Below are 14,787 nucleotides of genomic sequence, written 5' to 3'. Positions count from 1 at the left end.
TACAGCAGCAGATTGCTCCTCCAGCGGCGGCCCTCCAGCAGTCAGAGAGATGATTTTCCCGTTTCCTCTCATAAACCCGCGCTTGCGGGTCAGCAGTCGCAAGCGGGAAGGAACCATGTGATCACTCAATACTCATCTACTGAGAATGCTTTCTCTAACTATTTATTCTATACTTCTTATAACGATGCATCGTGAGAAGATCGATGCCACTCGTACCGGGTGCCCGCGAGGGACCCTGGAGGCAGCGCTGCCAGTCCCCTCTTGACCGATTGACCCAGGTCAAAGCCTGCCGCGGAAGGCAGGCAAAACAGCTACCAACCAAAGAGAAAGAACAGCCATCGCCTGAGAAAGCAGGCCCAGGCCTCTCACGGGCAGCAATGTCGGCGTCCCGTTTCTATGCAACCAGTGGAAAGTCGACTAGGAGAACTGATCGTATGGAACATGAAGTCTTTCTCAATCGAGAGACCGAATTGCATCTGATCGAAGCAGCCTTACAGGCACTGCGGGAGCGACGGCCACGCGAGCGGCTAATCGAACTGTACGGCCTCGTCGGCATCGGCAAAACCGCCCTATTGCGGCAGATCCAGCGGCGCTGTCTGGCGCAGAGTTTGCCAGTTCTCTGGGTCGATCTCGGCCCAGAAGCCGGCCCCGAAGCTCTGGTCTCTCAGTTGCTGCTTCAGCTCCCCCAGCAAGAACCACCCTCGCAACCACCTGGTTCCAGCGCATCGCTGTCGCCTGTCCCAGAGGAACACAGCCCTGCGGAGCGCGATAACGCTGCCCAGCCAGCGCAGCTAATCATCCAGGGACTGCGTGCCCTCCTCGCGCGACACGACCTCGTGGTGCTGCTGCTGGACGCAGTGGAGGTCGGCGACAAGCGACTGATGCACCTGGTAGCCTCCCTGCTCGGCAAGCTGGGGCCGGAAGCGCCCCTCCTGATAGTGCTGACAGCCCTCCATCCTCTGCCCTTTGAAGAGGAACAGGTCATCATGGGCGGCCTGAGAGCCATCGAACTGGGCGAGCTGGACCGTCCAGCCTGCGAGGCCTATCTGGCGGCTCATGGCCTGGTACTCTCGGCTGAGGAACACGCCTGGCTCTGGCGCTGGGCTGGGGGCTATCCGCTAGCGCTGGAAGTACTCAACGAAGCCCTGCGTGCCGGCCTGCTGCCTCGCCAGCCTAACAAGCAGCGCCAACTCTGCCAGCTCCTGAACGAGCGCGTCATCCGCCAGAGAGTGCTGACGCTCCTTCCTCTGGAGGAACGGGCAACCACAGAGACTCTGCTGCGCCTACTGGCGGTACCGCGACGCTTCACCGCTCTCCTGCTGCAAGAGCTAATTGAACAATTCTCACCATCGCTGGCACAAAAGACACCTCTAAGCTATTTCTTCCTGCTGCGCGCGTTGAGTGCGAGGACCAACGCCCTCCGTTGGTCCCCAGAGCGAGCCGGCTACGCCATTGAGGCGCCGCTGCGCCGCCTCTTGCTGTTGAGCTGGCACATGGAGGAGCCGGAGCGTCTGCTGGAGCTTCATCGCTGGCTGGCCACCTTCAATCGGCGTCAGGCCGGGAACATGACCGGCACTGATCGCCTCCGCTCACTGCGCGAATGGCTCTACCATCGCACACTCGGCCTGGAACCGGCAGCCATCTCCCAGATGACTCGCGACCTGCTTGTCGCATTGCGCCAGGAACCGGCTGAACTACGCGCGCAATTTTCTGAGGACCTTCGTCAGGATCAGGACCTGCAGGAGGCCCTGGGTGTGCATGCGGCACCCTTGCTGCTGGGACTGCAGGCACTCGAACACAACGACTAGCCAGGAGGAAAAGCACATCATGGAGAAAGGATATGGAAGCCCACTCGGGGCCTGGCCTGAGCGAAACTATGAGCGCGCCCTCTTTTTGCGCTGGCTCGAGCAGACTACAAGTGAAGAGCCATGGGTGCTCTCCATTCACGATGAGGGGTCCAACGCCCACGCCCACCCTCGGGGCGGCTGCGGCAAAAGCTGGCTGCTACACGACTGGGTGACCCTGGCGCGCCAGCGCTTTCCACACCTGCCCATTGTCCAGATTGATGGACTCCAGGCCGCTGATCACGATTGCCTGGTGATCACCCAACGGGTGGTTACGCACCTGCAAGCCGCTTATGCCCCCTGGCAGGCCCAGACTTTCGCTCAGACACTCGCCGCCCTGAGCGCCCGAGACTCGCTGAGAGCGGCACGATCCCTGCACGAACTGCCTGATGCGCGTCTGCGAGAACAGCTTTGGGCGGCCCTCGCCCGCGATCTGCAGATCCTGCAACCGCTGCTGCCAGCCCGGAAGCCAACCCTCCTGCTGGTCTACGATAGCTTTGAACTGCTGGCAGCCAACCCTCAGCTCACCGTACTCAACCCAGGCCAACCCTTCCCAGAGCGCTTCGGCCTTCCGCGCGTCAAGGTACTGATCGCCAGTCGTCAACCTCTCGACTGGTGCCAGCCGCTCTGGCGTGGGCGAGAGAGAGAGGTTCACTCGCTGGCTCTGCCGCCCTGGTCGGCGGAAGACATTCAGCGCGCGCTCGAGCGTGAAGGGCTGATCTCGCCAACAGATGGGCCTCCAGTCTCCCTTTGTGAACGCCTGGCGACTCTGACTGGCGGCTCTCCGGCACTGGTGCGTCTGACCTGCAACCTGTTGGCGCACAGCCATCTGCCCCCGGCTGAGCTGGCCCGTCTCGAGCAGGACGCCTTTGACGAGCGGCTAGCTGCCTGGCTCATCGCCCCAGAAAGGCCCCTGGCCTGGTGGCTCCTTGTGCTGGCTCACCTCATTCCCGGACCCAACGAGCCGGGAGTAGCGCTGGACTGGCTCGCGGGCCTCCTGGCTCACCTGCCCTCCGATCCCCGACTAGAGCCGGCTTCCACAGAGGCAGCCCTCCGAGAAGAGCTGCGCTCTCTGTCTGCCGTGCGCATGAGCAGCGATATGAAGTGCGTGGCCCTGTCCAAAGAGATCCGCTGGCTGCTGCTGCAGTATGGCTGGGAACGCCAGGACCCTGATCGGCGCTTTCGCCGCGAGGTGAGCCGGGCGGTGATGCGCCTCTGCGAGCGCGAACTGCAGGCCCGGCGGGAGCTGGCTGGGCCGGTCTGGCAAACCTATCAAACCTTGTTGCTCTTCCACTGCCTGAACGTCGATCTTGAGAGAGGCTGGCGGCTCGGCGAGCGCCTGCTTGTCTCTACCCTGGCCCGCCACCAGCACGGACTGGCCTCCAGGCTGCTGGAAATCCTCCGCCGCTTCGAGAGGGACCTGGCTCCCTATCAGCGTAGACAGCTCTCCCATTGGGAGGAGGCGCTGTGGCTGCCGTCCCACAGCCAGGAGGCCGAGCCGGCCTGATCAAGGCTCTCCTCTCTTCAAGCAAGCAAGATCGGCTGTCAAAGACAGACTGTAAGCGCGACGAGGCAGTGTCACGACTCCCCTGCCTGGTCGAGGAGACTCATGAATGAAGCAAAAACGACTACCAAGGCCACGAGCCACGCCTGGAACGAGGTGCCACACCTGTCGCGACTACCGAGAGTCGCAGGAACGCCCTCCTGATCTGCTTTCCAGACACGGCTGTGAGCACCTCATTCATGCCTCCTTTTCTTCAGAGGCAGAGACACCCTTCCCTAGCCGCTCCCATTGGCGAGCGGCCGGCGGATGACAACCGGGCTTGCCTGCAGACCGGTGCGGAGGCTGCTTTTCCTGGAAGAGAGATCGCCAACGACAGCAGCCAGCGCCTCCCGTCGAGTCTCTCCGACCAGGAGCCTCCCAGTGCTACAGAGACAGGTAGGAACCTCTCGAGGCTAAAGCAGGGATGCGCTTGCCGCCTTACCAGAGCTAGCGGCCTCTGTCCGGCACCACCTCGCGCGCGACTGCTCCCTTTCGCGGAGCAAAGATCGGCAGCCAGCCAGATCACCAGAGCCAGTCAGCCAGCCGGTACTGTCGCTGAGGGCAAAGCGGCCTGCATCGTCTGCAGACCAGCGGCTGCCTTCAGCCCAGCTCGTAGAGTGCCTCCATTAGCCCCTCCGCAGGCTGATAAGCGAGCCGGAAACCGAAGCGTCGACAGAGCTGTTGCATGGCCCGATTCTCCGGAAGCAGATACCCTCGCAGGCACTTCAGACCCTCCTGGCGCGCGACCTCGATCAGTCGGCGCAGGAGTTCACTCCCCACCCCTTGCCGCTGGAAGCGATCGCTCACCAGGAGCGCAAACTCCGCTTCGTCGCCCCTGGGAAGTCTGATAAGGCGTCCGATGGCGATGATAGCCTCTGCCCCCTGCCCTGGTGCAGGATCGCGCCAGAGGGCCACGAGCGCCAGCTCGCGCTCGTAGTCGATGAAACAGCGGTCCACCAGGCGCTCATGGGCGGTCCGCTGGCTCAGACCAAGCATATGCAGCCAGCGCAAATAGACTGTGCGCTCTGACAGCGTCTCGTGAAAACGCACCATCAGAGGCTCGTCTTCAGGGCGAATGGGACGAATCACTACCGGCGTACCATCCGGCAGGTGCCAGCTCCCGACGTACTGCAGCGGATAGGGGCGGATCGCCGGACGAGGGAGCTGATCCGCCGGCACAGTGTTGGGATGGAGGACAACACGAGCATCCAGGACCAGCACGTCTTCCCCGCCGGTGGCCAGCAGGGGATTGATATCGATCTCCTTGATCAAAGGTTGTTCGACCAGGAGCATACTCATGCTCACCAGGACGCGCTCCAGGGCGGCCAGCTTGACCGGCGGAATGCCCGCCGTCCCGCGCGCAAGCGCTTGATAGAGCTGAGTGCGCTCCATGAGGCGTCGGGCGAGAGTGGTCGTCAAGGGCGGCAGGGCGAGGGCATGATCGTGCTGGACCTCCACCAGGCGCCCGCCAGCGCCGAAGAGAAGCACCGGCCCGAACTGGGGATCGCAGAAGCTGCCCACGATCAGCTCATAGCCTGGGGCCGTAATCATCGGCTGCACCGTGACGCCCTTCATTTGTTCGGCTCCTGCCTGCCGTCTGACAGCGGCCTCAATACGCCGGTAGGCTTCCCGTACCTCTGCCGCTGTGTGCAGCCAGAGCTGGACTCCGCCGATCGCACTCTTATGCGTGATCTGCTCCGAGAGAAGCTTGAGTACGACGGGAAAACCGAGCGTCTCGGCCTGCTGGACAGCCTCCTCTTCAGTCCTGGCCACCAGCGTCTCAACGGTAGGGATCCCGTAGGCCCTCAAGAGGGCCTTTGCCTCGGGCTCGCTCAGGATGCTCCGCCCGCTCTGGCGGATCGAAGAGAGCTGCCGTGCCACCTGCTCGCGCCTGGAAACATGAGTCTCCGGCTCAGCCACGGCCCAGGGCGTCTCGTAGAGGCTAGTCAGGTGAACTTTGTGTCGCCACATGGCGCAGAAGACGCGCACTGCGGCCTCTGGCGACGCGAAGGTAGGAATGCCTGCCTGCGCAAGAATCTCCTGTCCTGCCGCGACGCTACTGCCGCCCATCCAGCAAGCCAGGACAGGTAGAGAAGGGTGGCGGGCAGACCAGACCTGCTGAAGCCGCTCAGCAGTGCGCGTTGGCTCACTCATCGCCTGGGGAGTGAGCATGATCAGCAGACCATCACTGGTCGGATCCTGGAGCAGGATCTCAACGGCCCTGGCGTAGCGCTCTGGGTCGGCATCGCCGAGCAAATCCACCGGATTCTGGTGACTCCAGTGAGCGGGGAGATACTTGTCCAGCTCTCTCCGCGTGGCCTCGGCCAGCGGAGCCAGCTCGCCACCGGCCTCTGCCAGGGCATCGGCGGCCAGCACACCAGCACCACCCGCATTGGTCACGATAGTCAGGCGCGGCCCCTGCGGGTGCGGTTGATGAGCCAGAGCTTCAGCCAGAGCGAAAAGATCGGCGAGCTGGTCGACCAGCAGCACTCCACAGCGGTGACAGGCGGCCTCAACGACGTCATAGCGGGCCGCCAGGGCGCCGGTGTGTGAGATCGCTGCCTGCAATCCTGACGGAGCGCGCCCGGCCTTCAGCAGAATCACCGGCTTACGCCGCGCCACCGCTCGTACGGTTGACAGAAATGCACCCGCATCGCCCAGCGTCTCCAGATAAAGCAGAATACTCCTGGTCTGGGGATCATCCCCCAAGTAGGCTAGCAGGTCTCCCCAGCCCACATCGAGCAGCGAGCCGACGGAGACCACGCTGCTAAAGCCGATCCGTTCCCGCAAACTCCAATCAAGGATCGCGCTGCAGAGCGCCCCACTTTGGCTAAGGAAAGCGATAGAACCTGGTAAGGCCATGACCCGCGCGAAGGTGGCATTGAGACCTCTCAGAGGGTTCATCACTCCCAGGCAATTCGGTCCCAGGAGGCGCAGATGGCCCCGGCGCGCCTGCTCCAGAATCCGCTGCTCCAGCTCCAGACCTGCGGGCCCAGTCTCTCGAAAGCCAGCAGAGAGAATCACCGCTGCCTTGACCCCAGTGTCTACGCAGTCGGCGATCAGGGTTGGCACAGTCGAAGCCGGAGTGGCAATTACCGCCAGGTCAACCGGCTCGGGCAGGGCCTGCAGACGGGGATAGGCTTTCAGTCCCAGCACGCTGCTGCGTCGCACATTCACAGGGAAAACAGTGCCCCCAAAAGGGTGACTGATGAGATTCCAGAGGACGGCCCGCCCAACACTGCCGGCTCGTTCGGTGGCCCCAATAACGGCAACACTGCGCGGCTCAAAGAGGGCGTGCAGCGGATGTGCGTGGGGCAAGTGAAAGAGGCTTGTCGCTTGAGCGGCTCCCGCAAGGGCTTCTCGCTCCGGCTCTCCAGAGGATGGCTGCACGGCTCTGCTCCTTTCCTGCGCGGATAGTGATCTGTCAACAGCCTAGCGCCGCAATCTCTCAAGAGGCTCTCCGATCGGGATCAGAACCTCACAAAGCCATCACAGCGATGGGGCCAGTGACTCGCCCCGGTCAGGCAGGGGAGAGCCTCCTCTTGTCACCTGGCATCGTGGCAGAAGGGTCCTGCCAGGAGGCTGCCCATCAGAATGTGATGGCGCTCTCTGGCTGCTCCAGGTGCATGCCCGATTCACAGAGGCCAGGCAACAGCCTGGCCTCCCCTCTCTGGCGCTGGTCACCGAACCGAACTGGACCGGCCCCCCTACTCCCGTCTCAGGAGATCGGGCAGTCGCAGACGGCTGATGGCGCGCAACGCTGGAAGTGCTGCCAGAGCAGCGACAAGCGTCAGAAAGCAGATGGTCCCCACTCCCACCAGAAGCAATGACTCCACAGAGGGCCAGAACTGCAGGGAGCGCAAGAGGACGAGCGCCAGGCCTATACCCGGCGGCGTCGTCGCCAAAGCGAGCAGAACACTCTCGCGGAGTATGACCCCTTGCACCAGGGAAGGAGGCCATCCTACCGCCTGCAAGAGGCCGATCTCGCTCTGGCGCTCGTGAACCTGTAGTGCCAGTAGATCAGCTACGCTCAGGAACGTCAGGAGGATCGCGAAGGCGACGCTCGCAAGCTGCGACCCTGCCGTTTGCAGCAGGACCTCCTGTCCCAGAAGGGTGCCCTGCAGCAGTTGACGAAGCGCAAGCAGGCTGCTGGCGCTAACTACCAGCAGAACCGTCGACAGGAGCAGGCTGCTGGCCATCAGCAGCGTCTGAATCGGCGTGCGGAGCAGGTTGCGTACCGCCAGGGTGCCCAGAGGAGCAAGCCAGCTCCCCCAGGTGCTGCTTCTATGCCCGAGGAGATGGGCGCCCCTGGGCCTCGTCGGCCTGATCGCTGTTCCTGTTCGAAACAGGATGGCCGGTTGCAGCCGCCAGAGGCGCTGAAGAGGCAGGAGGACACCCGAAAGGGCCAGCCCAAACAGGCCCGGCAGCGCCCAGGCGAGGAGCGACACGGGTGGGCTAAGCCCCAGCAGAAGGCAGAGGAGCAGGGCCAGGCCGAGGCCGGCCAGGCCCCCGCTCAATGAGAGAGCCAGTACTTGCCCGAGCAAGAGAGCTGCCAGGTGCCGGGGATGCCAGCCGAGGGCCACTAAGATGGCAAATTCGCGTCGCTGGGCAACCATGAGCGCCTGAATGGTTACCAGAACTGAACCCAGGCAGACCAGGACAATCACAAGCAGCAGGACCATTTGCGTTGAGCTGAGTTGGTTGAGGTAGAGGAGACCGGCGCCGATGGTGATCCAGCGCTCTTCAACCCAACCCAGTGGAGGAATGGTTTGCGTCACTCCCGGCATTTGTCCGGCCCTGAGGCCAGGAACATAGACCAGGGTCGGACGCGGCGAGGCCCCCAGGGTCACAATGGCTCCGAGGCCAGTGCGCTCGTGGATTTCCTGAGCCACTCGCGCCACTCGCTCCCAGCCGGCCTGATCAGGCGTGACGTTGCCCGCCACGCGGACGCGGATGACGCTGATGCAGCGATCGCCGAGAATCTGGCGAGCGGCGGCCAGGGTAGTGAGGGCAAAGGGCGGCTCAAGTGTGAAGCCGGCCTGATTGGTGGTCGGCAGAAGAGAGACGGGGCGCGTCGGCTGGCCCTGGGCGTTGTAGCGAAGTACAACGGGGGCAGGGGTATAGGTATTTTCCGGTAGCCAGTTGAGCGCATCGGCAAAGGCCGCCGAGAGGCGACGGCCATCAAATCGCCCCATGGGCCTGGCCGTGTAGGCCGCGCCGTTATAAATGGTGTCAAGTGTGGTCTGGTAGGTGTAACCCAGTATCTCACTCTGCGGTTCCAGCCTGCCAGGAAGAGGGTTCAGAGGGCGAAAGGCGACCTCGCTTCCCCCGCTGCCTGGAGGATTTTGCTGCGGGCTGGGAACCAGCGCGTAGGCCGGTCCGCTGACGCCAGAAGGCGGCGGCGTCGGACGATAGGTCAGGCTGGCTGGCCTGGCGGTGAATGTCAGGAGAAAGCTCGTAGGGCCGGGGGTGATCGAGAGGGAGGAGCCGCTCACTGTCAGCTCGCTGCCCAGGGAGAAGAGCCGCAGATCGTTTTGGGGCAAGGGGACGTCGCCGACAAAGATTGTCCGCTCTGGTGCCTGATTGAGATAGGCGCTGCCACCTAGGGCCGCGATCCGCTGCGGGTCAATGCTCGCTGTGAGCAGGCGGCTGAAGGAGGCGTGCAGAGTGATGGAGCCGGGCGGTTGGGTATTGATCAGGAGGGGCACGTCGTAGTTAGGGACCTGTTCCCCTTGATGCATTCCCCCGATAGTGGGATTTGCGGAGTCGCGAGCGAGCGCCGTTTCTTCAGGCAGGGGATCCCCAAAAGTCAGACTCTGGTTCAGGTGCACGAGCGAGTTTTCTGCCTCGGGGTCAATGGCGGCCAGCAGGAAGGCCCCGGGGTTGGGAACGCCGGTCAGATAACCGCCGGAGGCATAAAAGTAGTCCCCGACCCCGATCGCCCGCAATGGCGCCAGCTGGGCCGCACCGAGCGGGAGACAGTATCCTGTACAAGGAGCGGGGGAAGAGTAGACGATTGTAGTGGCTTGATATTCGGTGATCTGCTGGAGTCCATTGAAGGCCGTCAGAGTCCAGCTCAGCTTGTAGAAGCCCGGCGGGTAAGAGCCAAAATCGATGGCTGACCCTGGGTACTGGACATAGCTGATAAAGGCAAGAGGGGCGGCCACGCTGACCCCAGGCAGGTGCTGGATCTGCTGATACTCTTCCAGGCTAATTCCGCCTGCGTAGCTCTCAAATTGATCGGGAGGAAGGCTGGATCCTGGAGGAGGCGGAGCCTGGTGGGAGGGAACCACTAGCAGATCGTAGATGGGCCGCCAGTGTTGACTGACGAGCTGCGTTGTGCGCAAGACGGTGGTCTGCGTAGTCGCGGAGAGCAACAGAAGCGTACAGGCGGCGACCAGAAAGCCGGCGCAGATGAGCAGGCTTCGCCCCCGCTGTTGGCGCAGCCCCAGCCAGAGATAGTACGCCATCAGCTTCTCCTTTCAGCGCTTCATATCTCTTTCCTGCTCCTCCCTCCTATTCAGGATTACGCAGCCAGTAATCCACCTCATCACCATAGCTGGACAATCCTATATGGGCCGGCGCTCACAGAAAAACCTGCTCCGGTGCAGGGGAAGGGGCGCATCCGCCAGGCGAGTCTCGAAAGAGGCCGCCAGCGAGCGCCATAACTTCCCTTCGGGCAAAGGCTGGGGGTCAGCCTGGATGCTCTCGCCCGGACCTGTTGCTCGCAGCGGCGGCGACTCTGGCTCCTGCGCTTTTGGGGACTTTGTGGCGCTTCGGCCTCTTGCCTCTTGTGTTGAGCCTGGCTGGACACCCTGCCCCTTCTCCTGGGGAAGTAAGCTCTTTCTTCGAAGAGCAAAGGGGAAAAGCATCAGGTGGCCAGAGACGGGGCACCCACCGACTAAGGCCGGAGGATGCCCCGTGCCTGAAAGCTCTGGCGCTGGTTCTGCCTGAAGGTCTGGTGGCAGCCAGGTGAGAGGAGAGGCTGCTTAGCTGCAGCTCCCCGTGGGACCAACCAGAGGCGACTGCAGGACGTTGGGACTGGAGACAGCTACCCCACCCGGCTCCGGGAAGGTGTGATCAGCGGGCAAGGGGCCGCTCCAGGTGAACGTATATGTCATCGTGGTGACCCCAGGGGCAAAGGTGAGGGTCTGTGTATCGTCTCCTCCGCTGCGCCCGTTATTGACGGTGTAACCAAACCTGACCACACCTCCCAGGCTGCCTGGCGCCACATGGAAGGTGGCCGTGTACTTCTCCGTCAGAAAGGTGCCGCAGCGCAGACCGGCGATCGAGGCCGGGCTAACGCTGATAGTAACGCCGGTGACTCGGAAAGCGGTCGGCGAGCACTGGCCAGTCGGGGCGAGCAGCGAAGAGGTGACCTGGTTTGGACTGCTCACCTGGACGCCGCCAGCACCAGGGGCGGTGTGATCCACCGGTAGCGCCCCGTTCCAGGTGAAGCTGAAGGTTCCGAGCGTTTGCCCCGGCTGGAAGTAGAGGCTGGCGGCTCGCTCTCCTCGCCCGTTATTAATAGTATAGCTGAACTGGATCGTGCCGCCGCTGCTGCCTGGCGCCACGTGGAAGGTGGCCGTATAGGTCACCGTGAGCGTGGTGCCACAGGGCAGGTTCGCTATCGAGGCCGGCTTGACCGCCATATCAACGGCGGTGACCTTGAAAGGCCCTCCCGCTGTCTGGGTGGTTGGTGACGAAGTGACCGCTGCGGTAGGACCCACCGGAGTCGGCTCCTTTGTCGCTTCTCCTGCGGAGGAGGTTGTGGCAGCGGAACCACAACCAGCCAGCAGTCCCATCGCTATCAAAAGAAGAACACTGATAAGTTTTTTCATAATGAGCTTGCTTTCTGTCTTTCCTAAGAAAACTTATTTAAGACAACAAGACCGATTCAAAAGATGGCTGCCTCAAACGAGCCGGCTCTGAAGAAGAAACCAGACCTTTATAAGTTGTATAACGCTTCTGCCAGCCTTTTGATCTGATGGATACAGAGCATCCCAGCGCCCCGTTAAAAGCTATGAACCTGGCCACAGACCTGCAAGCTAACGGCGAACGCTACGACAAGGTTGCCTTGGCCCTCGCATTAAGGTCGTTGAACTGCTGACCGCTGTCTGAACGAAGAAAAGAACCGGAATTGCTGGCGACAGGACAAGAGAAGAAACCTGCTGCCGGGTGGAACTCACGACTACCCCGTGAGAGAAGCCTGGTCCGGCCTCCTGCTAAGGCTGGCTCAATGGGCCAGGCTGTCCCCTTGTCTCCTTCGCTTTCCCCCGAAAGATCGCTGCCCTCTCCATCCCGCCGGCGAGATCCCTGGGCCGCTGCTGAGATAGTGCAGCCTGTCAGCTTCTCCCGATGAGGGTGGAAGGAAGGAGGCCAGAGCGGCGAACAAAGGGTTGTTGCCTGCGTCAACCGACCTGTTGACTTTCTTGAGATACCGCTGCTCTGCCTGGCTAAGCGCAAGGTCGGAAGCAGACTGTACCGCTGCCTGGTCTCCTGGTTACAGCCATGGCCTGCTCGGGAAGGGAAGCAACCCTGCGGTTCATTGCGGCGAAGGCGAGCAGTCTGCGACGTGCAACGAGGGCCACGTGATGGCGTCGTGAGCGGCGGCTATGCTCAGGACAGAAGCAGATAGCAGGGCGGCAGGGAGTAGGCCGGATCGTGCCGCAATGAAACTGCACTGCTGGCAGAAGCTGAGTCTGGACACAGGCTAGCAAGACTGGAAAGAAAGGAGGCTCTCATGTTTCGACATCTGCTGGTGCCCCTGGACGGTACGCCGACAGTCGAGCGCTCTATCCCAGTAGCGGCCCGTCTGGCGCGAGCGGCCCAGGGGTCATTGATTCTGCTGCGGGTCATCGACTGGCCCCCGCCGAACATGGTCTACGATGGCGGAGCGCTCTTTGATCCTTCGGCCAGCCTGAGCGAGCAGGAGATTGCCAGTGTCACTCGCTATCTCAACGAAGCTGTCCAACGTCACGCGTAGATCCTGGATCAGCTTCCCGTCGAGCAAGAAATTGCCTTTGGCTCTCCGGCTCCGACGGTCTTTGCTACGGCGTGCCTGGAGCGAGTCGACCTGATTGTCTTGTGCAGCCATACTGCCAGCCGTCTGCGGCGTTGGATCATTGGCAGCATGGCGCGGCGGGCAGCCCGCAAGAGTCCCAGGTCTCTGCCTGAGGGAGCAGGGCCGTCTCCTCCTTGTGGCGCTGGTTCCGGCGCGTGCTCTCGCGTGGAGACGGCTGGACTGCCTGGGGCCTGGGGGGGAAGCCGCTCCCACAGGCAGCGCTCTCCGTCTGCGCGGGCTGGTCCTGCCCCGGGTGAGAGCCAGCCCCGGACAGGACCGCTCACAGCAGGAGGGGCTGGGCGCGAACCGCCGGGCCGGCAGGAGCCGCTCGCTGCCGCTCAGCTGGAAGTCCCTCCCGCGCTCGCCCGGCCACCTGCGGCAGGAACTGGAGGGGGTCAGGCGAGGCAAGCCGGGCCGCGTCCCAGGACCATTTGAGGGCCGCAGCGCCTGGCTGGTCTCTCAGCCTGACCGGAGGAAGGGGAGCGTCCTGAAGGCAGGTGAGCCGCGCCTTGCTCGGGGAAGCACGGCCCGCCTGGTTCAGGCCAGGAGCGTCATGGCCCTCGCTTCCGGCACGGCGCTTCCGGCAAGGCCCCTCCTGGAGGGAGGGAAGCCGGCCTTGGAGGTGGGGCCTCTCGTCAGGAGGAGTGAGGCCCAGCCGCAAGGGGGATCACTGAGCCAGCCCCTCCCTGGCCGGGCGGGGATTCTGGTTGCTCCGTTCCCGCACTCGTGCTCCAGGCTCCTGCCGTGGTGCCGCCGGCGCCGGGACCTGACCGGCGAAGACAGAGGGAAAGAGACCGCGTCGGAGAGATGGGGGAGATCTCCCCCCCCTCCACCATGGCCCATCTGAGGGCCTGATTCGAAACTCGTTCGGGGCCAGCGTCCGAGACGCTCCACCCTGGCCCGATTGGGCCGAAGAAGTGCAGTTCTTGCCGCTAGAATCAAGCAAAGTGATCTGTCGCTTCCTCGAAACTCGCCCCTTGAGCGCTGCAGCCAACGAGTTTCGAAACGCGCCGAGGTCCAAGGGGGAAATGAGGGGGAAAGTGGGAAAGGGCGAGGCGCTCAGTTGCCAAAAACGGGGCCTGAATCGTTAGAAGATATGAAAGATGTCTCCCGGAGGGGTTTTCGGGGGGGTCGGTTGCAGGGGTCTCGATCCGCTTGAGGATACTGAAAGTAGAGCAGCTTGAGCGCTGGCTCGAGTGCGGGCCGGGTTGCAGGGGTCTCGATCCGCTTGAGGATACTGAAAGTCCTGAGACCCAGTGAGCCAGCTCTGAAATCGATCCGAGGTTGCAGGGGTCTCGATCCGCTTGAGGATACTGAAAGCTTGCACAGACCCTTTGGGCATGTTATCTTTCTCCAAGTTGCAGGGGTCTCGATCCGCTTGAGGATACTGAAAGTTTCTAATTCTTCTCTCTTCTGCTCTTTTTTTCTCTGTTGCAGGGGTCTCGATCCGCTTGAGGATACTGAAAGCGGCTTTGAGCGATTTTTCCATAGAGCGAATTCAGAGTTGCAGGGGTCTCGATCCGCTTGAGGATACTGAAAGAACCTTTCACCATTCGTATCCCTTCTTTTTCTGTTTGTTGCAGGGGTCTCGATCCGCTTGAGGATACTGAAAGGAGGTATTCACCCATGGGATCGATCCAGAGGCGGATGTTGCAGGGGTCTCGATCCGCTTGAGGATACTGAAAGTTTCTGGCAGCACCAGCGGTGCCACAGGGGAATTACGTTGCAGGGGTCTCGATCCGCTTGAGGATACTGAAAGCTTTCTAACCTCAATGAACGTATCGAACGTTTTCAACAGTTGCAGGGGTCTCGATCCGCTTGAGGATACTGAAAGAACTCGAGTAACTGCTCTCGCGACAGATCACACAGGTTGCAGGGGTCTCGATCCGCTTGAGGATACTGAAAGCGATGATGACGAGCCAGCCGCCCCGACGACTGCTGCGTTGCAGGGGTCTCGATCCGCTTGAGGATACTGAAAGATTGCTGCCAGTTAGGCAGAGGGAGCGTAGCAATCGTTGCAGGGGTCTCGATCCGCTTGAGGATACTGAAAGACATTGCACTGGCGCTAGCGTCCAAAGACGCTAGCGTTGCAGGGGTCTCGATCCGCTTGAGGATACTGAAAGACGCTGGAAGGCGGGCAGCAGCAGGTCACCCTCTCGTTGCAGGGGTCTCGATCCGCTTGAGGATACTGAAAGATCACAAAGATGGCCCTGCCTCCCGGCCGAAGCACCCGTTTGATTTCCGCCAGCAACCGGGCCAGATCGAGCAGGTAGCGCTGAAGCATCCCCCGTTCGCGGCTGGGGAGCCGCTGCATGATCTCCTGGGAGAAGCCCGAT

General features: G+C 62.2%; 5 protein-coding genes, 1 pseudogene and 1 CRISPR repeat array. Of the genes and pseudogenes, 3 read left to right on the top strand and 3 right to left on the bottom strand.

Features of this window, described 5'->3' with window-relative positions; translation table 11 throughout:
* The first annotated feature begins 434 nt into the window (after positions 1 to 434).
* Together ACFMO7_RS11460 and ACFMO7_RS11455 are read left to right on the top strand one after the other, a co-directional pair.
* Entirely contained in the window at positions 435 to 1,808 is a 1,374-nt protein-coding gene (locus tag ACFMO7_RS11460) for an AAA family ATPase (protein WP_376795617.1), read from the top strand.
* A gap of 19 nt (positions 1,809 to 1,827) precedes the next feature.
* A complete protein-coding gene (locus ACFMO7_RS11455; RefSeq protein ID WP_376795616.1) occupies positions 1,828 to 3,351 on the top strand; it encodes a hypothetical protein in 1,524 nt (507 codons plus the stop codon).
* A 636-nt stretch (positions 3,352 to 3,987) separates the two neighbouring features.
* Here ACFMO7_RS11455 and ACFMO7_RS11450 read toward each other — a convergent pair.
* From ACFMO7_RS11450 to ACFMO7_RS11440, 3 genes are all read right to left on the bottom strand, one after another.
* Positions 3,988 to 6,777: a GNAT family N-acetyltransferase gene (locus ACFMO7_RS11450; protein ID WP_376795615.1), complete on the bottom strand. Its 2,790-nt coding sequence runs from the start codon at positions 6,775 to 6,777 to the stop codon at positions 3,988 to 3,990.
* 317 nt (positions 6,778 to 7,094) lie between these two features.
* Entirely contained in the window at positions 7,095 to 9,857 is a 2,763-nt protein-coding gene (locus ACFMO7_RS11445; RefSeq protein WP_376795614.1) for an FtsX-like permease family protein, read from the bottom strand.
* 519 nt (positions 9,858 to 10,376) lie between these two features.
* Positions 10,377 to 11,117 carry a hypothetical protein gene (locus tag ACFMO7_RS11440; protein WP_376795613.1) on the bottom strand — a complete coding sequence of 247 codons (741 nt, stop codon included), beginning with the start codon at positions 11,115 to 11,117 and terminating at the stop codon, positions 10,377 to 10,379.
* Positions 11,118 to 12,130: 1,013 nt separating this feature from the next.
* On the opposite strand from ACFMO7_RS11440, the pseudogene ACFMO7_RS11435 reads away from it, so the two are divergent.
* Positions 12,131 to 12,886 (top strand): annotated as a pseudogene (locus ACFMO7_RS11435) (universal stress protein).
* 699 nt (positions 12,887 to 13,585) lie between these two features.
* A CRISPR array of direct repeats spans positions 13,586 to 14,646; the repeat unit is 37 nt; unit sequence GTTGCAGGGGTCTCGATCCGCTTGAGGATACTGAAAG.
* Positions 14,647 to 14,787 lie beyond the last annotated feature (141 nt).

The organism is Thermogemmatispora sp., assembly GCF_042408735.1.
In the GTDB taxonomy this organism is placed as follows: domain Bacteria; phylum Chloroflexota; class Ktedonobacteria; order Ktedonobacterales; family Ktedonobacteraceae; genus Thermogemmatispora.
This window is presented reverse-complemented; position numbering and strand designations above follow the sequence as displayed.

Bases quoted from the DNA above. Each gene is read 5' to 3' on its own strand.
- ACFMO7_RS11455 (WP_376795616.1), top strand. From the start codon at position 1,828: ATGGAGAAAGGATATGGAAGCCCACTCGGGGCCTGGCCTGAGCGAAAC.
- ACFMO7_RS11460 (WP_376795617.1), top strand. From the start codon at position 435: ATGGAACATGAAGTCTTTCTCAATCGAGAGACCGAATTGCATCTGATC.
- ACFMO7_RS11445 (WP_376795614.1), bottom strand. From the start codon at position 9,857: ATGGCGTACTATCTCTGGCTGGGGCTGCGCCAACAGCGGGGGCGAAGC.